The sequence below is a fragment of the Kitasatospora sp. NPDC101155 genome, assembly GCF_044768305.1.
Taxonomy (GTDB): domain Bacteria; phylum Actinomycetota; class Actinomycetes; order Streptomycetales; family Streptomycetaceae; genus Kitasatospora.
In genome coordinates, this window is record NZ_JBIWPN010000030.1 from 61,828 (window position 1) to 82,825 (window position 20,998).

Below are 20,998 nucleotides of genomic sequence, written 5' to 3' on the forward strand. Positions count from 1 at the left end.
CGCTGCCGCACCGTACCCGCCGGCCGGGCCGCTGTGGTCGACACCGCGCCCGGCGGCTGCCGGCCGGCCCGCCCGCGGGGCCGGTCCGGACGGCCTGGCTAGACTCCTTCGCCATGCTGCGCGTATTGGCGGTGGACGACGAGCCGCCGGCCCTGGAGGAACTGCTGTACCTGCTCCGCTCCGACCCCGGGGTGGAGCGGGCCGAGGGTGCCGCCGACGCGACCGAGGCGCTGCGGCGGATCGGCCGGGCGCTGGAGGCCGGGCCGGACGGCGAGGACCGGCTCGACGTGGTGTTCCTGGACATCAACATGCCCGGGCTCAGCGGTCTGGACACGGCCCGCCTGCTGGCCGGGTTCGCCAGACCGCCGGCCGTGGTCTTCGTCACCGCGCACGAGGGCTTCGCCGTCCAGGCGTTCGACCTGCGGGCGGTCGACTACGTGCTCAAGCCGGTGCGCCGGGAGCGCCTGGCGGAGGCCGTCCGGCGGGTCCGAGCGTTGGTCGAGGCGGAGCGGGTGAGCCGAACCGCGCCGCCGGCCGGATCCGCCGAGGCGCCGGAGCCCTCGGGCCGGGACGCAGTGCCGGTCGACACCGGGGGAGCGGTCCGTTTCCTCGGGGCGGACCAGGTCACCCATGTCGAGGCGCAGGGCGACTACGCCCGCCTGCACACCGTCGGCGGAGCGGACCACCTGGTGCGGATCCCGATCTCCGCACTGGAGGAGCGCTGGCAGGGCCGGGGTTTCGTACGGATCCACCGCCGGTACCTGGTCGCCCTCGGCGCCGTCGAGGAGCTCCGGCTGGACGCGGGCGCGCTGAGCGTCCGGGTCGGCGGGGAACTGCTCGCCGTGAGCCGGCGCAACGCGCGCGAGGTACGCGACCTGCTGGTGCGGCAGGCCATGGACCACGCCCGCGGGACCACCGGATAACCCGTTCGGCCCGATCTCCGTAGACTGCCCCGCGAACAGCAGTCCGGGCCGCCGCGGGGGTGCCCGGTGAGGTCGGAGGGAGTGGTGCGGTGACGGCGGCACAGCCCCGGCCACGCCGTGAGGTGGTCACCGGCGAGCCGCGTACCCGGACGGCGCGTCCGGCGCCCCCCGTCCCGCCCGCGGCCCGGCCGCCCGCACCGCTCGATCCCGAGGCTGCCGGGCTGATCCGCCGCCAGCTGTCCGTGGCGCTGCGCGCCGCGGGAGCGCTGGTGCTGCTGATCGGCACGCTACCGCTGGTCATGGCCTTCGTGCCCGGCGCGGCCACGGCCCGGATCGGTGGCCTCGGTCTGGTCTGGCTGCTGCTCGGCGTGGCGGCGTACCCCGTGATGTGGCTGATCGGCCGTTGGTACGTACGCCAGGTCGAACGGAACGAGGCGCGGCTCCCGGGAACTGGAGACCGGCCGTGAGCCACCCGTACGCGATCGGCGCGGTGATCGTGGTGGCGCTGGCGACCGTACTGATCGGCGCGCTCGGCCTGCGGGTCTCCCGGACCACCTCGGACTTCTACGTCGCCTCCCGGACCGTCGACGCCCGGCTGAACGGCGCGGCGATCAGCGGCGAGTACCTGTCGGCCGCCTCCTTCCTCGGCATCGCCGGGCTGATCCTGGCGCACGGCGTGGACACGCTCTGGTACCCGGTGGGGTACACCGCCGGGTTCCTGGTCCTGCTGCTCTTCGTCGCGGCTCCGCTGCGCCGCTCGGGGGCGTACACGGTGCCGGACTTCGCCGAGGCCCGGTTGGAGTCCCGGGCCGTGCGGCGGACCGCCGGCGCGCTGGTGGCCGGCATCGGCTGGCTCTATCTACTGCCCCAGCTCCAGGGCGCCGGGCTGACCCTGCAGACCGTCACCGGCGCGCCGCGCTGGGTCGGCGGCGTGGTGGTCGCCCTGGTGGTCACCGCCAACGTCACGGCTGGCGGCATGCGCAGCATCACCTTCGTGCAGGCGTTCCAGTACTGGCTGAAGCTGACCGCGCTGCTCGTCCCGCTGCTCTTCCTCGGGCTCGCCTGGCATTCGGACGGCTCGCCCGGCGCCGACGCCGCGCGCCCGGTCTTCCACCGCTCGACCGTCGTGCGGACCGACACCGCGGTCCGCATCGCCATCGGCACTCCCGAGCGGGTCACCGTGAGCGGTACGGTCGACGGCCGTACGTACGCGGCGGCGCCGCTCGCGCTCGCCCCGGGCATCCACGCGCTCGACACCGCCACCACGCTGGACTTCCCGCCCGGCGCGGAGGTCCCGGCGAAGGCGGACGACCCGACGGGCTCGGCCTGGGGCCGCCCGCTGTCCGACCGCACCCAGCCCCATCCGCTCTACACCGTGTACGGGCTGATCCTGGCCACCTTCCTCGGCGCGATGGGCCTGCCGCACGTGGTGGTCCGCTTCTACACCAGCCCGCAGGGCCGCGCCGCCCGCCGGACCACGCTGGTGGTGCTCGGCCTGCTCGGCACGTTCTACCTGCTCCCGTCGCTGTACGGTGCGCTCGCCCGGATCTACGCCCCCGACCTGGTGCTCACGGGCGACACCGACGTGGCCGTGCTGGTGCTGCCCGAGCGGCTGGTCGGCGGCACGGCTGGCGCCCTGCTCGGGGCACTGCTGGCGGGCGGCGCGTTCGCCGCCTTCCTCTCCACCTGCTCCGGCCTGGCCGTCTCGGTGGCCGGTGTGCTGCACCAGGACGTGCTGCCCCCGATGGGCATCCGCGGCTTCCGCCAGGCCGCCGTGCTGGCGGTCGCCACGCCGACCGTCTGCACCCTGGTGGCCGCCGACCTGCCGGTGGCGGACGCGGTGGGGCTGGCCTTCGCCGTGGCTGCCTCATCGCTCTGCCCGCTGCTGGTGCTGGGCATCTGGTGGCCCCGGCTCACCCCGCCCGGCGCCATCGCCGGGGCGCTCACCGGTGGTGGTACCGCGCTGGCCGCCGCCCTGCTCACCATGGCCGACGTCTTCCCGAACGGCTGGCCGCACGTCCTGCTCGCCTGGCCGGCAGTCTGGAGCGTGCCGCTCGGCTTCCTGGTGATGGTCGCGGTCTCGCTCGCGACACCCGGTCGGATACCGCCCGGTACGGCCGTCGTCCTGGCCCGGCTGCACCTGCCGGAGACCGTCGCCGCGACCCCTGCCCGAGGAGATGCCAGTTGATGGTGCAACTCCTCACCCTCCTCGCCGGTGTGCCGCTCGGCGCGGGAGCACACTGGGCCCTGGCCCGCCGCTCGCGCCGGGAGCGCCACCGGGGCACGGACGTCGAACTGGCCACCTTCCGGACCCTGCACACCGCCTCGCTGGCCGCCCCGCCGCTGCGCGCCGGGCTGACCGAGGACACCGCCCGCAAGGCCGTCCGCCGACTGCGCCCGCTGCTCGGTACCCCGGCGATGTGTCTCACCGACGAGCACACCGCGCTCGCCTGGGACGGCGCGGGCGAGCACCACCGGCCCGAGGCGATGAGCAAGGCGGCCCAGGTGCTGGCGAGCGGCCGCCCACAGCTCGTCGAGGTCGACTGCCCGGATCCCTCCTGCCCGGTCCGCTGGGCCGCCGTCGCAGCGCTGGAGGTCGACGGCCGGGTGCTCGGCACGCTGGCGGCCTACGGACCGGAGGACTCGCCGGTGCTGGTGCGGGCCACCGGCGAGGTCGCGCGCTGGGTGGCCGTGCAGCTGGAGCTGGCCGAGCTCGACCGCTCGCGCCGGGACCTGATCGAGGCGGAGATCCGCACCCTGCGGGCACAGATCTCCCCGCACTTCATCTTCAACTCGCTGGCCGCCATCGCCTCCTTCGTCCGCACCGACCCCGACCGGGCCCGTGAACTGTTGTTGGAGTTTGCCGAGTTCACCCGGTACTCGTTCCGCCAGCACGGTGACTTCACGAGCCTCGCCGACGAACTGCGCTCCATCGACCAGTACCTCAACCTGGTCCGGGCGCGGTTCGGCGACCGGCTGGAGGTCGCCCTGCGGGTGGCACCCGAGGTGCTGCCGGTCGCGCTGCCCTTCCTCTGCCTCCAGCCACTGGTGGAGAACGCGGTCAAGCACGGCATCGAAGGACGCCCGGAACGCGGCCGGATCACCATCGCGGCCGACGACGCGGGCGCGGAGGCGCGGGTGGTGATCGAGGACGACGGCGTGGGCATGGACCCGGACCGGCTGCGGGCGATCCTGCGCGGCGAGGGCGGGCCGTCCCACGGCATCGGCCTGGGCAACGTGGACGAGCGCCTGCGCCATGTCTACGGCGACGGATACGGCCTGGTGATCGAGACCGGGGTGGATGCCGGCATGAAGATCACCGTACGGATCCCCAAGTACCAACCGGGTGTGCGGATTTCGCCACCGCCCGGCCCACGCGCCTGAGCTCGTCCGGGCGTTCTCCGCCCGGTTCGAGGGGCGGCGCCGAACGGCGCCACCCCTTCCGGCCGTCAGGGGGCGTCAGCTCGCAGCGGTCAGCGCCGGGACCGGCGCGGGCTCGAGGGTGTCCGCCGCTACCTCTTCCTCGGCCTCGGCACGGTAGTCCTCCGGGCTGGTCTCGTCCTTGCCCTGCGGGGCGCCGAGGGCCCGCAGCAGCACGGTGAGGGCGAGCGCGACGAGCAGGTTGAGGACGAGGGCGGTCAGGCCGAGGTACCCGGTCTGGCCGATGAACGGGATCACCGCGGTGCTGCCGCCGAAGTGCCTGGTGGCCGGGGTGGCGATCCCGTACGCCTGCCAGGTGCCGTACGCCATGCCCACGGCCCAGCCCGCCAGCAGCGCCCACCGGTGGAACCAACGGGTGAACAGGCCCGCCGCGACGGTCGGCAGGGTCTGCAGGATCCACAGGCCGCCCAGCAGCTGCAGGTTGATCGCGAACTGCTTGTCCATGCCGACGACGAACGCCAGTGCGCCGAACTTGACCAACAGGGAGGCGAGTTTGGCGACCTTGGTCTGCTGCTCCGGCGTGGCGTCCGGCTTCAGGAACTCCTTGTAGACGTTGCGGGTGAAGAGGTTGGCCGCGCCGATGGACATGATCGCCGCCGGGACGAGCGCACCGATGCCGATGGCCGCGAAGGCCACGCCGGCGAACCAGCCGGGGAAGAACTTGTCGAACAACTGGGGAATGGCCAGCTGGGCGTTGTAGCCCTTCACGCCCTGACCGATGCCGGCGGTGACGGCCAGGAAGCCGAGCAGCGCCAGCAGGCCGAGCATCAGTGAGTAGGCCGGCAGGATGGCCATGTTGCGCCGCACCGTCCTCCGGGACTTCGCGGCGAGCACGCCGGTGAGGGTGTGCGGGTACAGGAACAGGCCGAGCGCCGAGCCGAGTGCCAGCGTGGCGTAGGCCCACTGGGCCTTGGGCCCCGGCACCAGCGAGCCGGTCGGCTGGTGGGTGACGGGGTTCACCGCCTGGAACTTGGCCGCGGCAGTGTCGAAGATGTGCCCGTAGCCGCCCAGCCGCATCGGGAGGTAGACCACCGCGACGATGATGACGAGATAGACCAGGGTGTCCTTGACGAAGGCGATCACGGCCGGCGCCCGCAAGCCGGAGGAATAGGTGTACGCGGCCAGCACCGCGAAGGCGATCAGCAGTGGCAGATCCCGGACCAGTGGGTTGGCGGCTTGGCTGCCGCCGATCCCCAGCACGTCCAACACCGTTTCCAGGCCTACCAGTTGCAGGGCGATGTAGGGCATGGTGGCGAGAATGCCGGTGAGTGCCACGGCCAGGCTCAGCGCCCGGGAGCCGTAGCGGCCCCGCACGAAGTCGGCCGGGGTGACGTAGCCGTGCACCCGGGCCACCGACCACAGCCTGGGCAGCAGCAGGAACACCAACGGGTAGACCACGGCCGCGTACGGCACCGACCAGAAGCCGGCCGACCCGGTGGCATACACGGCCGCCGGCACCGCGATGAAGGTGTAGGCGGTGTACACGTCGCCGCCGAGCAGGAACCAGGTCACCCAGGTGCCGAACGATCGGCCGCCGAGGCCCCATTCGTGCAGGTCGAGAGCGTTGTCCGCGCGTCGCCAGCGTGCGGCCAGGAACCCGAGCACGGTCACCAGGGCGAGCAGCAGCAGGAACACCGTGAGCGCGGGGGCGTTCACCCCGTCGGCGAGGCGGGTCATCGGGCGTCACCGCCGTTCAGTGCCGCGCGGTGCTTCTCGTCCCGGGAGAGCAGCAGATGAGCGGCAACGGTGAAGAGGGCGGACAGCGGTACCCACATCAGCTGGTACCAGTAGAAGAACGGCACTCCGCCGAGCGCCGGTGCGGACTTGCTGTACGAGGGGACCCACAGCAACGCGACCACGGGTACGGCCAGCGCGAGGCCTGCGAGGAAGCGCTCCGGCGTGAGCTGAGGCACCGGTTGCGAGCCCGACTCCCTTTCCATCCAAGGGACTTCTGACGACATGCGGGCAGCCTCCGGGCAGTTCGGGTCGGATTCGGTCCGGCCGGGCCCTCACAGTGTGATCCGGCCGGACCGACCGCGTTTACGGCTGACCGCTCGCTGAGGTTCAACCCGGCGTCAGCGATTTTCGGACCGTCCGCAGCAGACCGTGCAGCGCGGTCCGCCAGCCGGCGCCGTAGTCGGGGCGACCGGCAGTCCGCGCCCGCCGGGAACGTACGACTCGGACGTGAACCAACCCGTCGCCGGGGCCGTAAGGGGGCACAGGATCAGGAAGCGGCGACCTTGGAAGCGGGGCGGCGATGACGTTGGTGTCGATTCGCGGTGTCAATGAGCACTTCAGTGCCCTGCATGTGCTGCAGGACATCGACCCGGACATCGCCGTGTTCGTCCGCCTTGCAGGAAGTCCACGCCGTAGCAGAGCAGGAAAGGCCGGCCATGCGTGCCCTCATCCACCCCGGTGGCCAGAACCCCACCGATGCAGGGCTTTTCGGTCCGTCCTCGGTCACCTGGCACCTCCACGCGGACCCTGCGATGTGGATCGGCGGTATCAGCGCGCTGCATCTCCAGGCCCTGCATCCGATCGCGGCGCTGGGCATAGCGCAGAACTCCTCCTTCGAGGAAGATCCGTTCGGTCGACTCGTGGGCACCGGTTCCTTCATCGTCGCGACCACGTGGGGCACCCGGGACCAGGCGGAGCGGGCCGGCGCCCGGGTCCGGGCCGTGCACGAGCGGCTGCGCATCCGCGATCCGAAGAGCGGCAAGAGCCACCGGCTGGACGCCCCCGACCTCCTGCTCTGGGTGCACTGCGCGCTGGTCAGGTCCAACCTGCACGCCGTCCTGCGGGGCGGCCTGAACGTGACGGACCAACAGGCGGACCGCTACGTCCGCGAGCAGCGCCGGACCGCGGCCCTGGTGGGACTTCCGGCCGCTGACGCTCCCGGCTCGGTCGCGGACGGAGCGTACGGTGCGTGAGCCGCACGAAGCCCGGCGGCGAGGGCCGTTCGCAACCACGGCACCCGCATCTTCGCCAAGCTCGGACTCAAACGGCCCGAGGACGACAGTCGCCGGGTACTGGCCGTCCTGGCCTACCTCGAAGGCTTGACCCCGGCCAGTGGGTCACCGAACGAAGCGGCCCACGCGCCTGCTGCCTGCTCGATGACCGCAGTGCCTGCCGGATGGGGGGCGAAGGGGCGCAGGAGGTGCGGGTTGTGCGAGAGCGACAGGTGGAGCCTCAGACTGGTTTGAACGGCTCGGCTTGCATCCGACGGCGACGTGCGAACCGTCACTCTGACGGCGCGCGGCCGAGCCTGCGTAGCGCGTCTACGCGAGGCTCACACTGCCGTCGATGTACCGCGAATGTCTGGGCGAATCACCGAACTGCGCAGTGCAGGAGTGGCGCGGATCAAGAGTTGCGCTTCGCCCGGTAGATCTCGGTGAGCCGCTCGATCGCCTTCTCCTGGGCGGAGAAGCCGGACTCCTCGGTCTGCTTGCCGGTCGTGCTGCGGTAGCGGATCTTGTACTCGTGGGGGCACTTCGACCACCGCGCCTGCGGGTGCTCGCAGTCCTTGAAGAAGGTGCCCATGCCGTGGGCCAGGGTCCTGGGTGCCATCGCGTGCGGTCTCCGTCCCGTCCAATGCTGACGATTTGCTGACCGCAGATGGTCCACCAGGCCCCTGACCTGGGAAGAACCGTGGATCGCGTGATATGTGGTGGAACTTCACCGGCCGATCCGGCGAGGAGATCGTACAGGCGCGGAACGACTGGGAGAAGAGCTCGCGATTCGGCGAGGTGCACGGCTACGACGGCGCCCGGTTGCGGGCCCCAGAGGTCCCGTCGATCCCGCTGAAGGCGCGTGGGCGGGTGCGCTGACCTGCGGAGACGCCGCTCGCGGGACTATTCTGGCGCGTGCTGGCCGGTGTGCTCCGGGCGTCCCTCAGAGTCCGTCAGGTCTTTGGGGCTCGGCCGAGGCCCTCGTCCGGCGCATCCGCCGCATCGCCGACCTCCCCACCAACCCCCAACGGCCGCGCACCGGAACGACCGCCGGCACCCGGGCCGGTCCAACGCCGACTTCGGCGTGCTCAGTGCCGCCCTCGATGGCAACCAGGCCATCAACCAGCGTGCCTTCGAAAGTGCGGTCGCCACCATCGACGACGATCTGGACGCCACCGCCGCGGGCCTGGGCGCGGCGGCTCTGGTGGCCGCGCTCGCCCTCGCGGGACTGGGAGTGCGGCCGCGGCTGCGCGAGTTTGTCCGAGCGGCCGCCCCTGGTGAAGACCCTCCGCAACGGCCGGTAGCCCCCGACGGCAGCAGGGCCGGGTCGGGCCGGTGTGGACGGCCATTCGCGGGGCCGAAAGGTTACCGAAAGGGGGGCCGTGGATTCACGATCTCACCACAGGAACGGATCGGCGGCGATTGACCGGATCCTGCGCAGCCCGTACCGGGTAATTGTTACGCTCCGTCCGGCGGGGCGGCGGGACGGTGACGCTGCGTTCATTGCGTTCGTTGTGCGTGTCCTATAGCGTGACGGATGATCACGAAGGGGGCAGGAGTGACGGGGGTCTCTTCTGAGGTGAATGTGACTGCTGAGTCGGCTGGCCGAAGATGGCGGTGGCGCAAGGAATCTGCCGGTCCTCGACGGGCCTGGCATTGATGCTTTCCGAATTCTGACGGTGCGAGGCCGCCGTCTTCACACCTGTCCGGTGCGGCTTTTCGACACCCCTTGCTGCAGCGAGGGGTGTCCGTACTGCCATGCGGTCGGACGGATCTTGTCGTCCGTTTGATTTTCGTCCTGTGAATTTGCGACGTGTATTGATCCGGGCTTTTCCATAAGAGCCTGGCAATTTCCATGATTGGACCCAGGTCGGGTGCCAATGCCGGTTCGACGCTGCCCTGGGGTGGATACCGATGGCTGAATCCTTGATGTTTAGCGAGACATTCACCATTACGTCCGAGAACCCGTTGCTGCGGGGCCACGTCGTCTATGGTCGGACCCTGCTGCCGGGTGTCGGTTACGTGGATCTGGTGCTCCAGGTGCTGGCCAGGCACGGCCACGCCATGGCTGACGTCGAGTTCCGGAACCTGACCATCCTGGCGCCGCTCGTCGCGGAGCCGGGCGAGCAGGTCCTGGCCACCGTCGAGGGGCGTCCCGCGCCCGCGGGAGGCTGGCGGATCGAGGTCCGCAGTCGGCGCGGGCGGGAAGCGGACGTGCTGCACGCGTCGGTGACGGTGCGTCAAGCTCGGCCGGGCGCCTTCCCGGAGCGGCTGTCGATGCCGCTCGCCGGAGTGGAACGGCAGACGTCGCTCGCCGACATCTACGGCTGGCTCCGCGAGCACGAACTGGTCCACTCGGGGCTGATGAGGGTCGACGGCGTGGTGCACCACCGCCATGAGGACCTGGTCGTGGAGCTGGAACTCCCCCCGGCGTCGCAGGCCGGCGCGGACGGCTTCCTCTTCCATCCGGCGCTGTTCGAGGCGGGGCTGCTCGGCGGCAGCGTGAACAGCCACATGCTGCACGAGGGCAGCGGGGGCGACCCGGGCGAAGCCCTCTACCTGCCGATCGTGCTCGAGTCGTTCCGGGCGACCGCTCCGCTGGGCCCGCACTGCTTCGTCAGGGTCTCGGCCGACTCGACCAGCAGGGACGACGAACTAATCCGGTTGGGAGCCGAGTTCTACGACGCGAGCGGGGTGAAGATCGCCGAGGTCGGCCGACTCGCGGCCAAGCGAGTCCGGACCGTGGCGGCCCTCGACGTCCGGGGCGAGCCCGCCCCGCAGGCCGCCGTCCCGCAGGCCGCCGTGACCCGGAACGCCGCAGCGGGGCGGGACGTGGTGGCCGTGCTGCGCGAACTGGTCGCCGCGCGGCTCGGAGTACCGCCGGCCGAGGTCGGGTCGCACACCGGCTACTACCAGCTCGGGCTGACCTCCGCCTCCCTGGTCGCTCTGGTGGGGGAGTTGGAGGACCGGTTCGGCATCGAACTCTCCCCGATCGTCGTCTTCGAGTACACCACGATCGCGGAGCTGGCGGCCTGGCTGGACGAACGCCTCGCGCAGGCCGGCCGCCCGGCGGGGGCCGCGCCCTCCGCTGACGCTCCCGCGCGGGTCGGCGACGGGCCGGCCGATTCGACAGCCGTCCTGTGCGGCGAACTGGCGGACGAGATCGGGGCGCTGCTCGGTGTGCCGGCCTGGCAGGTCGCCCCGGAAGCCGACTGGACGGAGCTCGGGTTCGATCCGGTCACCCTGGCCGCTCTCGTGGAGCGTCTGAACGACCGCTACGGCCTGGCGCTCACCACGGCCGTGCTGGTCGCGCGGCCAACCGTGCGGGAGCTGGCCGAGCACGTCCTCGCCCGACCGGGCGAACAGCCGAACGCCCCAGCGGCGAAGGCGGAGACGGACCCGCACCCGATGTTGCACCGGGCCGTCCCGCTCGAGTTCGGCGCGGCGTACGAGACCCGATTCGACGGGCGCGAGCCGTACCTGAGGGACCACCTGGTGCGCGGCGCCCGCGTGCTGCCCGGGGTCGCCCACCTGGAGCTGGCGCGGGCGGCCGCGGCCGCCTGGTTCGACGCGCCGACCGCACAGCGGGTGCGGCTGGAGGACGTCGTCTGGCTGCGCCCCGCGTCCTGCGGACCCGACGGGCTGGAACTGCGGGTCACCGTGCGGCAGGCGGTCAGCGGTGCGGAGTTCGAGATCACGGCCCCGAACGACGGCGACAGGCCGTGCTGCCAGGGCCGGGCGAGCGTGGTCGAAGACCGCGACGGCGGCGGCGAGGACGAGCCGGACGCCCTGGAGGCGGCGCGGGCCGGCTGCACCGGAGCGGAGGTGCCGGCGGCGCGGATCTACGAGCTCTTCGCCCGTTTCGGCCAGGAGTACGGCCCCGCCCAGCGCTCGCTGACCGGCCTGCGGACCGGCACCGACGCGGCGGGGCGCCCGCAGGCGCTGGCCGAGCTTCGGCTCCCGGCCTCCGCCGACCCGCTCGCCGGGTGCCTGCTGCACCCGGCCGTCCTGGACGGGGCACTGCAGGCCACCGCGGGGCTCTGGCTCGGGGCGGACGGGGAGGCGGACCGGTCGGCCAAGCCCGCCCTGCCGTTCGCGATCGAGCGGGTGGACGTGCGCCGCGCGACCCCCGCTCGGGGCTCCGCCTGGGTCCGGTACCGGTCGGGCAGCGGTCCGGCAGCGGCGCGGCCGCTGCTGGACGTCACGGTCTTCGACGAGCGGGGCCGGGTGTGCGCCGAGCTGTCCGGTCTGAGCACGCGCGCCCTGCCCGAGCTTCCGGCCGCGCCCCCGCAGGAGTCGTCCGACGCGGGCGCCGGGATCGACATCGCCGTCATCGGCGTCGCCGGCCGCTACCCGGAGGCGGCGGACCTGGACGAGTTCTGGGAGAACCTCAGGTCCGGCCGCGACTCGGTGCGCCGGGCCCCGGCCGAGCGGTGGACGCGGCCGCAGTGGGCGGCGGAGGCCGACCTCTGGGGTGGCTTCCTCGACGGCATCGACCTGTTCGACCCGCTGTTCTTCCGGATCTCGCAGCGGGAGGCCGAGCACCTCGACCCCCACGAGCGGCTGTTCCTGGAGTGCGCGCACCACGTCCTGGAGGACGCCGGGTACACCGGGGACCTGCTGGAGCGCACCAGTGGCGGCGTCGGCGTCTTCACCGGTGTGATGTACCAGGACTACCAGCTCTACGGCGCGCAGGCCCAGGACCGGGGTCAGGCGGTGGCGCTGTCCGGGAGCGCGTCGTCGGTCGCGAACCGGGTGTCCTTCGTCCACGGGTTCACCGGGCCGAGCATGAGCGTGGACACCATGTGCTCGTCCTCGCTGACCGCGATCCACCTGGCCTGTGAGGCGATCCGCGGCGGCCAGTGCGGGGTGGCGCTCGCGGGCGGCGTCAACGTCACCGCGCACCCCAACAAGTACCTGATGCTGGAGCAGCGCAACTACCTCTCCAGCGACGGTCGTTGCCGCAGCTTCGGGGCCGGCGGCGACGGCTACGTGCCCGGCGAGGGGGTCGGCGCCGTCCTGCTCAAGCCGCTGGACCGGGCGCTGGCGGACGGCGACCACATCCATGCCGTGATCAAGGGCACCGCGCTGAACCACGGCGGGCGGACCAACGGCTACACGGTGCCCAGCCCGGCGGCCCAGGGCAGGGTCGTGGGCCGCGCGCTGGCCGCGTCCGGTGTCGACCCCCGGTCGCTCGGCTACATCGAGGCTCACGGCACGGGCACCGCGTTGGGCGACCCGATCGAGATCGCCGGGCTGGTCAAGGCCTTCCAGGACGCCGGCGCAGAACCGGAGCAGTGCGCGATCGGCTCGGTCAAGTCCAACATCGGGCACGCCGAGAGCGCGGCCGGCATCGCCGGCGTCACCAAGGTGCTGCTCCAGCTGCGGCACCGCGAGCTCGTGCCCAGCTTGCACGCGACCACGCTCAACCCGCACATCGACTTCCCGCGGACGCCGCTGCGCGTGCAGCGGAGCCTGGAACCGTGGCAGCGGCCCACGGTGGTGGACGGCGGGCGGAGCCACTCCCTTCCCCGGACGGCGGGGGTGTCCAGCTTCGGCGCGGGCGGCTCGAACGCGCACGTCGTCCTCACCGAGTACGAGCTGCCGCAGCCGCAACCGGGCCCGGTCGACCGGCCCGCGTTGCTCGTGCTCTCGGCCCGGACAGAGGCCCAACTGGTCGAGCAGGCACGGCGGCTGGAGGTGCGACTGGCCGAGCTGACCGAGGCCGAGCTGCCCGGCGTCGCCTGGACGCTGCAGACCGGCCGGGTGGTCCTGGAGGAACGTCTGGCGTTCGCGGCGGAATCGCTGGCCCAGGCCAGGGCCGTGCTCGCGCGGTTCGCGGCCGAGCCGGACCGGCCGGGCGACTGGGTACGCGGCACGGTGCTCACGGAGGTCGCACCGGACGAGGCGGAGCTGGCGGGCGCCCTCGACGACTGGACCCGGGAGGGCGCGGGCGACCGGCTGCTGAGGCGGTGGGCCGCGGGCACCCCGGTGCCGTGGGAGACGCTGCCGACGGGCTCCCGGACGAACGGCCCCGGCCACCCGGGCGCTCCGGAACCGAGGCCGCGCCGGGTGCCGCTGCCCGGCTACCCGTTCGCCCGCGAGCGCTGCTGGATCGAGCTCGGCGGGCCGGCGCCCGGCGGGAACCTGCCGGACCGGACCCCGTTGGCGGCGAGCGGTCGGGACGGGAACGGGCCGGACGGCGAGGTGTTGCTGGTTCCGGGCTGGGCGCCCGGCGAGAAGGCCGGCGGGGCCGGCGGAGCGAACGGGTTCACCGCTCACCACGTGACGGTGATCGGCACCCTCTCCGCGGCCGAGCGCGAGGAGCTGCGAGCCGCCCTGCCGCTGGGCGCCGAGTGCCGGTTCGTCGCTCTGGCGGACGGTCCGCTGGACCGGCAGTACACCGAGGCCGCCCGGGAGGTGCTCGCGCGGCTCCAGGAGGTCCTGCGGCCCGGCCTGCCGGGCCCGGCGCTGTTCCAGGTCGCGCTGGCCCGGCCGGCGGCCACCGGCCCGGAGCGGGACCGGCTCGCCTGCCTGGGCGGCCTGTCCGGGCTGCTGCGGACGGCCGGCCTGGAGAACCCCCGGCTGCACGCGCAGCTCGTGGACTGCCTCGACGGAGCCTCCCCCGCCGCTGTCGGCGCCCGGCTGACGGCCGAGACCGGACCCGGGCCCGAGCCCGAGGTGCGGTACCGCGACGGCCGCCGGTACACGGCGGTGCTGCAGGAGACAGAGCTCGGCGGCGCCGCCACCGCGCCCTGGCGGGAGGACGGCGTCTACCTCGTCACCGGTGGCGCCGGTGCGCTGGGCCGGATCGTGGCGGGGGACATCGCGGCCTCGGTCCGCCGGGCCACGGTGGTCCTGGTCGGCCGTTCCGCCCTCTCCGGGGAGCAGCAGGCCGCGGTGGACGAGCTGTGCGCCGCGGGGCTGACCGTGGAGTACCGGCGTGCGGACATCGCCGACCGGGCGGCCGCCGCCCGGCTGCTGGCCGACGTGGTCCGCGAGCACGGGCCGCTGACCGGCGTCCTGCACGGTGCCGGCGTCCTCGCGGACCGGCTCGTCGTCGGCAAGGTACCGGACGAGCTGGCGCGGGTCCTGGCGCCGAAGGTCGAGGGGCTGGTACACCTCGACGAGCTGACCCGTGACCAGCCGCTGGAGTTCTTCGTCTGCTTCTCCTCGGCCAGTGGCGCCTTCGGCAACGTCGGCCAGGCCGACTACGCCGCCGCCAACGCCTTCCTGGACGCCTACACGGTGTACCGCAACCGCCTGGTCGCGGCGGGGGAGCGGACCGGCAGGGCCGTTTCCGTCGGCTGGCCGCTCTGGGCCGACGGCGGGATGGGAGCGGACCGGGCCGTCGCGCAGCGGCTGCGCGACCTGGACCTGGTCCCGCTCGAATCCGCCCAGGGGCTCGCCGTGCTGCGGTGGGCGCTGACCGACCCGGACGCCACCGGGGACGGCCGGCTGACCGTGCTCGCGGGTCGGCGCGAGGCGCTGGCCCGGATCACCGGCGGGGCGATCAGTCCGGGCGCGACGGCCGCGGCAGACCCGGCGTCCGGGGCCGCGCGGGATGGGGATCGGGCCCCGGCGCCCGAGGCTGGGCGGGACGGCGACCGGCTGCTGGAGGACCGGGCCGTCGGCTACCTGAGGAGGCTGCTCGCCGAGGTCCTCAAGCTCGGTCCGGAGCGGCTGCACCCGGACGCCGAGCTGGAGCGGTACGGCATGGACTCCGTCCTGGCGGTCGAGGCCGTGACCCGGCTGGAGAAGGCGTTCGGCCCGCTGGCCAGGACCCTGCTGCTGGAACTGCCGACCCTGCGGGAGCTGGCGCGGTACTTCGCGGCCGAGCACCCGGCGGCCCTGCGCGCCCTGCTGGGCGAGCTCCACCCCGTACCCCACCCCGTTCGCGAACCCGAATCCAAACCCCGCCGCGAACCCGAGCGCCGGCTCGAACCCGAACCGGGAGCCGACCCCGCCGGGGACGCGAAGACCACACCCGCACCGGACCGCGCAGCGCTCCGGTCCACCGAGCCCAGAGGGAAGTTCATGGACGTCGCCGTCATCGGCATCGCCGGCCGCTATCCGCAGTCGGCGGACCTGGACACGCTGTGGACGCACCTGCGGGACGGGAAGGACTGCGTCACCGAGCCGCCCGCCGACCGCTGGGACGAGGCGGCGCGGTCGGGGCTCTGGGGCGGATTCCTCGACGGCATCGACGGGTTCGACGCGGCGCTGTTCGGCGTGTCGCCCCGCGAGGCGGCGGCGATGGACCCGCAGCAGCGGCTGTTCCTGGAGACGGTCTGGGAACTGCTGGAGGGCTGCGGCGTCACCCAGGAGGTGATCGAGCGCCGGTACCGGCGGAGCGTCGGCGTCTACGTCGGCGCCTCCTACCTGCAGTACCGGGCGGACGCCTCCGACCCCGCGCTCGCGGCGCTCACCTCGACGGCGTCGTACAACATGATCGCCAACCGGGTCTCGCACTTCTTCGGGCTGGAGGGGCCGAGCCTGGCGGTCGACAGCATGTGCACCTCCTCGGCCATGGCCATCCACCTGGCCTGCGTGGACCTCCAGCGCGGGGAGTGCGAGGTCGCCGTCGCCGGCGGGGTGAACCTGGCCCCCCGTCCGGACAAGTTCCTCGGGCTGTCCGAGATGCGGATGCTGGGCAGCGGCCCGGACAGCCGGAGCTTCCGCGACGGGGACGGCTACCTCCCCGCCGAGGCCGTGGGCGCGGTCCTGCTCAAGCCGCTGGATGCCGCACTGCATGACGGGGACGAGGTGCACGCCGTCATCAAGGGGACCGCCACGCTGCACAGCGGTCGCGCCAACGGCTTCCTCACGCCGAGCCGTCGGGCCCAAGTGACGGTCATGCGCCGGGCGTTGGAGCGCTCCGGTGTCGAGGCCGCGTCGGTCGGGTACGTCGAGGCGTCGGCGAACGGCACGGCGCTGTCCGACGAGATCGAGGTGAGCGCCCTGCGGGAGGTGTTCGACGGGGTGGCCGAGCCCGTGGTGGTCGGCTCGGTGAAGTCCAACCTCGGGCACCCGGAGGCGGCCTCGGGCGTCGCGCAGCTCACCAAGGTCGCCCTCCAGTTCCGGCACCGGGAGCTGGCCCCGCTCGTCGCCGCCGGCGAGACCAACCCCAACCTCGCCCTGGACAGCGGGCCGCTGACGCTCTGCGAGCGGCTGATCCTCTGGGAGGAGCGCGAGGACGCGGACGGGCGCCCGCTGGCCCGGCGCGCGCTGATCAACTCCGTTGCGGCGGGCGGAAGCCACGTCAGCCTGGTGGTCGAGGCGCCGCCGCGGGCGGCGGTCGGGCGGGCGGAACCGGAGGACGCCGGGCCGCAGCTGCTGGTCGTGTCGGCCGCCGACCCGGCGCGGCTGCGGACGGCCGCAGGCCGACTGCTGGAGTTCCTCGGCCGACGCGACGCGGTGAGTCTGGCGGACGTCGCGCACACCCTGCAGCTGGGCCGTGAGGCGATGTCGGCGCGGCTCGCCGTGGTGGCCGCGAGCGTGCAGGAGCTGCGGGCGTCGCTCGCCGCCTTCCTGGCCGGGGCGGACGGTGCCACGGAAACTGAGGCATCGTCGGGGACCGTGCTGCACACGGGCAACACCGACGACGGGTCGCTGCCCCTCATGGCGGTGCTCGACGGGGCCCGGGGCGAGGCCTTCGTCTCCGCGCTGGTCGCCGACCGCGATCTGGAGCGGCTCGCCGAGCTGTGGGTGTGCGGCGCCAGGATCCCGTGGAGCGGGCTGTACACACGGCGCAGGCGCCTGGTGGCGCTGCCGGCCACCGTCTTCGAGCGGGCGAGCCACTGGCTCGGCGGGACGCCGGCCCGGCCCACGCCCGTGGCCCCTGCCCAGGCGAGCCCGGAGCCCGCGTCCGCGGAGCCCGCGTCCGCCGACACCGTACTCGTTTCGGCAGTCGCGACCCCGGCCCCTGAGCCCGTCCGGGCACTGGTCGGCCCTGAGCGCGTGGTCATCGAGGTCTGCGCCGAGCTGCTCGGCTTCCCCGCAGGTGAACTCGGCCCTGAGGAAAGCTTCTTCGCCCTGGGCGGCCACTCGCTGCTCGCCCACCACTTCGCCGACCGGCTGCGCGAACGCGGCCTGCTCTGCGACCCGCCGAGCATCCTGCGCGCCCGCGACCTCGCGGCCATCGCCCGGGCGGCCCAGCCGATGCAGACGCCCGCGCTCACCGAGCCCACCCCCATCGAACCCGCCCCGGTGACCCCCGTCCCCGCCCGCTCCGGCACCTCACCCGTACCGGCCGGGATCCCGGCCGGTACCACCCGGATCACCTCCGACCTGCTGCCCCTGATCACCCTGACCGAGCAGGAGCTCGCCACGGTCGTCGCCGCCGTGCCCGGCGGGGCCGCGAACCTCCAGGACGTGTACCCCCTCGCCGGGATGCAGGAGGGCATGCTCTTCCACCACGTACGGGACGGCGCGCACGACCCGTACGTCTCCTCGGGCCTGCTCTCCTTCGCGGACCGCGACCACCTGGACCGGTTCACCGAGGCACTGCGGGCGGTGATCGCCCGGCACGACGCGCTGCGCACCGTGATCCTCTCCGACGGCCTCGGCGAGCCGGTCCAGGCCGTGCTGCGCCACGTGGAGTTCGAGCCGGCGGAAACGGAGCTCCGGGCCGGAACGCCGGCCGTGGACCAGCTGGCCGAGCTGGTGCGCAACGCCCCGCGGATGCCGCTGGACCGGGGCCCGCTGATCCGGCTCCAGACCGGTCTGGAGCCGGACACCGGGGTGTGGCACGCGGCGCTGAGCCTGCACAATGTGCTGCACGACGCGTCGTCGCTCGGTCTGCTGTTCGCCGAGCTCGCGGCGCACATGGACGGCCGGGCGGACGCCCTGCCGGAGCCGGCGCAGTACCGCGACTTCGTCGCCCACACCCGTCGGCGGCCCGCCGGGCCCGAGGCCGCGGCCTTCTTCACCGAGCTGCTCGGTGACGTCACGGAGCCGACCGTGGTGTTCGGCCTGCACGACGTGCACGGTGACGGGCGGCAGGTCGTCGAGGCGCGCCGGTCGCTGGACGACGGCCTGGGCCGACGCGTCCGCGAGCTGGCGGCCGAGCTGCGGACCAGCCCCGCGACGCTGTTCCACGTCGGCTGGGCGCTGACCGTGGCGGCCTGCGCGGACCGCGACGACGTGGTGTTCGGCACGGTGCTGTCGGGCCGCCTCCAGGGGCCCGCGGGCACGGACCGGATGCTCGGCAGCTTCATCAACACCCTGCCCCTGCGGCTCGACCTGGCCGGCCGGAGCGTGCGCGACCTGGTCCGGCGGACCGGGGAGCTGCTGCACGAGCTGGTCCGCCACGAGCAGCTGCCGCTCACCGAGGCCAGGGCGCACAGCGGCCTGCCCGGCCGCGAACTGCCGCTGTTCAACGCGATCTTCAACTACCGCCACCTGCCGAGCGACGACGGCATCGCCGCCCGGCTGCAGCGGGTGGGCGTCACGCCGCTGTCGGACGTCTTCGAGCGCAGCAACTTCCCGGTGACCGTCTCGGTCGACGACCTCGGCCGCGCGTTCCGGATCGACGCGCTGATCCACCGGGCCCAGGACGCCGACGTCGTGATCGACTGCCTGGAGGCCGCCATGGCCTCCCTGGTCGAGGCGCTGCGCGACGAGGAGCGCGCGCTCGCCCCGGCGCTCGACCTGTCCGTGCTGCCGGCCGCGATGCGGCAGCGCGAACTGGTCGGGTACGCCTGGGAGCCGGTGACGGCGGAGGCGGCCGACGCCAGGTCGGAGCGCCACCTGCACGAGTGGTTCGAGCAGGAGGCCCGGGCCGTTCCGAACGCGGTGGCGGTGACCTGCGAGGACCGCTCCCTGACCTACGCCGAGCTGAACGCGCGGGCGAACCGCCTGGCCCGGTACCTGCGGGCGCTGGGCGTGGGGCACGAGTCGTTGGTCGCGCTCTGCCTGCCGCGCAGCGAGTGGCTGGTGGTGGGCGCGCTGGCGGTGCTGAAGGCGGGCGGCGCGTACGTGCCGCTGGACCCGTCGGCGCCGGTCGAGCGGCTCGGCCACGTGCTGTCGGACAGCGCCCCGACGGTGGTGCTGGTGGACGGCGCGGTGCCGGAGGGGCTCGACATCGGCGGCGCCCAGGTGGTGGACGTCCCGGGGCACACGGCCCGCTGGGGGGCGCTGTCGGACGGCGACCTGGAGCCGGTGGCCGGCGCCTCGCCGAAGGACCTGGCGTACGTGATCTACACCTCCGGTTCGACCGGCCTGCCCAAGGGGGTGATGGTCGAGCACCGCAACGTCGCCCGGTTCTTCGTCGCGGCCCAGGAGTGGTTCCGCTACCGGGAGGGCGACGTGTGGACGCTGTTCCACTCCTTCGCCTTCGACTTCACGGTGTGGGAGATGTGGGGCGCGCTGCTGCACCGGGGCCGGCTGGTCGTGGTGACGCGGGACGTGGCGCGCAGCCCGCGCGACTTCTACCGCCTGCTGTGCGCCGAGGGCGTCACCGTGCTCGGCCAGACGCCCACCGGCTTCGGGCAGTTGATCGCGGCGCAGGGCGACGACGGTGCCCCGCACCGGGTGCGCGTGGTGCTGCTCGGCGGCGAGGAGCTGGACGCCGCGCCGCTGGCGCCGTGGTTCACCCGGGCCGTCAACGACGGGACCGAGCTGGTGAACATGTGGGGGACCACCGAGACGACGGTGGTCACCACCTACCGCGTGGTCACCGAGCCGGACACCCGCCTGACCACCAGGCCGATCGGCGGCGCGATGCCGGGCATGAGCGTGTACGTGCTGGACCGGCACGGCAACCCGATGCCGACCGGGGCGGTGGGCGAGCTGGTGATCGGCGGCGAGGCGGTCTCGCGCGGCTACCTGAACCGTGCGGAGCTGACCGCCCGGCGCTTCGTCGCGGACCCGTTCGTCGGGGCGCCGGGCGCCCGGATGTACCGCACCGGCGACCTGGGACGCCGACTGGCGGACGGCTCGCTGGAGTTCCTCGGGCGCAACGACGGCCAGGTCAAGATCCGCGGCTACCGGATCGAACTGGGCGAGATCTCCACCCGGCTCAACGAGCACCCCGCCGTCGCGGAGGCCCGCGTGGTGGTCCGCGGCCAGGGCGACGGACGGTGCCTGGTCGGCTACGTCGTCCCGGCGAACGGCCGCCAGGGCGAGCCCGGCGGGCCGCGGGAGCACGAGCTGCGGGAGCAGCTGGACACCGCGCTGCGGGCCGCGCTCCCGCCGTACATGGTGCCCTCCGCCTACGTCCTGCTGGACGCGCTGCCGCTGACCGGCAACGGCAAGCTCGACACCGCCGCGCTGCCCGAGCCCGAGGCCCCGGTGCGCTCCGCGCGCAGCGGGCCGGCGGCCGCGCTCACCGACACCGAGCGGATCGTCTCCGAGGTGTGGGCCGAACTGCTGCACACCGACGCGGGAGTGCTCGACGCGCAGAGCGGCTTCTTCGAGTTCGGCGGCAACTCGCTGCTGGTGACCCGGCTGATCAACCTGATCAAGCAGCGTACGGGCGTCGAGCTGACGGTCCAGACGGTCTTCGAGGCGAACCGGCTGGGCGACCTGGCGGCCGCGCTGGAACGCGCCCTGCCCGACCCCGGGGCCGCCGCCGCACTCGACCTGGACGCGATCACGGAGAGCATCAGCCTGATCGAGAGCCTGACCGACGCCGAGCTGGACGCCCTGGACATCGACGACGCCGTTCCCGGCATCGAGAGCTAG

Annotated in this window: 10 protein-coding genes and 2 pseudogenes; 9 read left to right on the plus strand and 3 right to left on the minus strand. The window is 73.4% G+C overall.

Annotation, left to right across the window (positions count from 1 at the left end; genetic code table 11):
- Window positions 1-113 precede the first annotated feature (113 nt).
- The 4 genes from ACIRYZ_RS32575 (at window position 114) to ACIRYZ_RS32590 (ending at window position 4,307) form a co-directional block, all read left to right on the plus strand.
- Complete coding sequence (locus ACIRYZ_RS32575; protein ID WP_402951380.1) at window positions 114-923, plus strand: LytR/AlgR family response regulator transcription factor; 810 nt, start codon at window positions 114-116, stop codon at window positions 921-923.
- 89 nt (window positions 924-1,012) lie between these two features.
- Window positions 1,013-1,390: a hypothetical protein gene (locus tag ACIRYZ_RS32580; protein WP_402951336.1), complete on the plus strand. Its 378-nt coding sequence runs from the start codon at window positions 1,013-1,015 to the stop codon at window positions 1,388-1,390.
- Complete coding sequence (locus tag ACIRYZ_RS32585; protein ID WP_402951339.1) at window positions 1,387-3,111, plus strand: cation acetate symporter; 1,725 nt, start codon at window positions 1,387-1,389, stop codon at window positions 3,109-3,111. The genes ACIRYZ_RS32580 and ACIRYZ_RS32585 overlap by 4 nt, the downstream gene beginning before the upstream one ends.
- The gene (locus ACIRYZ_RS32590) at window positions 3,111-4,307 is read left to right on the plus strand and encodes a histidine kinase (RefSeq protein ID WP_402951342.1); all 1,197 of its coding nucleotides are present in this window, start codon (window positions 3,111-3,113) and stop codon (window positions 4,305-4,307) included. The genes ACIRYZ_RS32585 and ACIRYZ_RS32590 overlap by 1 nt, the downstream gene beginning before the upstream one ends.
- A gap of 75 nt (window positions 4,308-4,382) precedes the next feature.
- Here ACIRYZ_RS32590 and mctP read toward each other — a convergent pair whose 3' ends face one another.
- Together mctP and ACIRYZ_RS32600 are read right to left on the minus strand one after the other, a co-directional pair.
- Window positions 4,383-6,041 carry a monocarboxylate uptake permease MctP gene (gene mctP / locus ACIRYZ_RS32595; RefSeq protein WP_402951345.1) on the minus strand — a complete coding sequence of 553 codons (1,659 nt, stop codon included), beginning with the start codon at window positions 6,039-6,041 and terminating at the stop codon, window positions 4,383-4,385.
- A complete protein-coding gene (locus ACIRYZ_RS32600; RefSeq protein WP_402951348.1) occupies window positions 6,038-6,277 on the minus strand; it encodes a DUF3311 domain-containing protein in 240 nt (79 codons plus the stop codon). The genes mctP and ACIRYZ_RS32600 overlap by 4 nt, the downstream gene beginning before the upstream one ends.
- A gap of 480 nt (window positions 6,278-6,757) precedes the next feature.
- Between ACIRYZ_RS32600 and ACIRYZ_RS32605 the strand changes: the two genes are divergently transcribed.
- Entirely contained in the window at window positions 6,758-7,294 is a 537-nt protein-coding gene (locus tag ACIRYZ_RS32605; RefSeq protein WP_402951351.1) for an oxygenase MpaB family protein, read from the plus strand.
- Window positions 7,295-7,315: 21 nt separating this feature from the next.
- A pseudogene (locus ACIRYZ_RS32610) lies at window positions 7,316-7,417 on the plus strand (DNA-binding response regulator); the annotation flags it as partial.
- Window positions 7,418-7,724: 307 nt separating this feature from the next.
- Here ACIRYZ_RS32610 and ACIRYZ_RS32615 read toward each other — a convergent pair.
- Window positions 7,725-7,931 carry a hypothetical protein gene (locus tag ACIRYZ_RS32615; RefSeq protein WP_402951353.1) on the minus strand — a complete coding sequence of 69 codons (207 nt, stop codon included), beginning with the start codon at window positions 7,929-7,931 and terminating at the stop codon, window positions 7,725-7,727.
- A 95-nt stretch (window positions 7,932-8,026) separates the two neighbouring features.
- Here ACIRYZ_RS32615 and ACIRYZ_RS32620 point away from each other — a divergent pair.
- From ACIRYZ_RS32620 to ACIRYZ_RS32630, 3 genes and pseudogenes are all read left to right on the plus strand, one after another.
- Window positions 8,027-8,191 (plus strand): annotated as a pseudogene (locus ACIRYZ_RS32620) (pirin family protein); the annotation flags it as partial.
- A 205-nt stretch (window positions 8,192-8,396) separates the two neighbouring features.
- The gene (locus ACIRYZ_RS32625) at window positions 8,397-8,738 is read left to right on the plus strand and encodes a hypothetical protein (RefSeq protein WP_402951356.1); all 342 of its coding nucleotides are present in this window, start codon (window positions 8,397-8,399) and stop codon (window positions 8,736-8,738) included.
- Window positions 8,739-9,241: 503 nt separating this feature from the next.
- Window positions 9,242-20,998, plus strand: a complete 11,757-nt coding sequence (locus ACIRYZ_RS32630; protein ID WP_402951359.1) for an amino acid adenylation domain-containing protein — start codon at window positions 9,242-9,244, stop codon at window positions 20,996-20,998.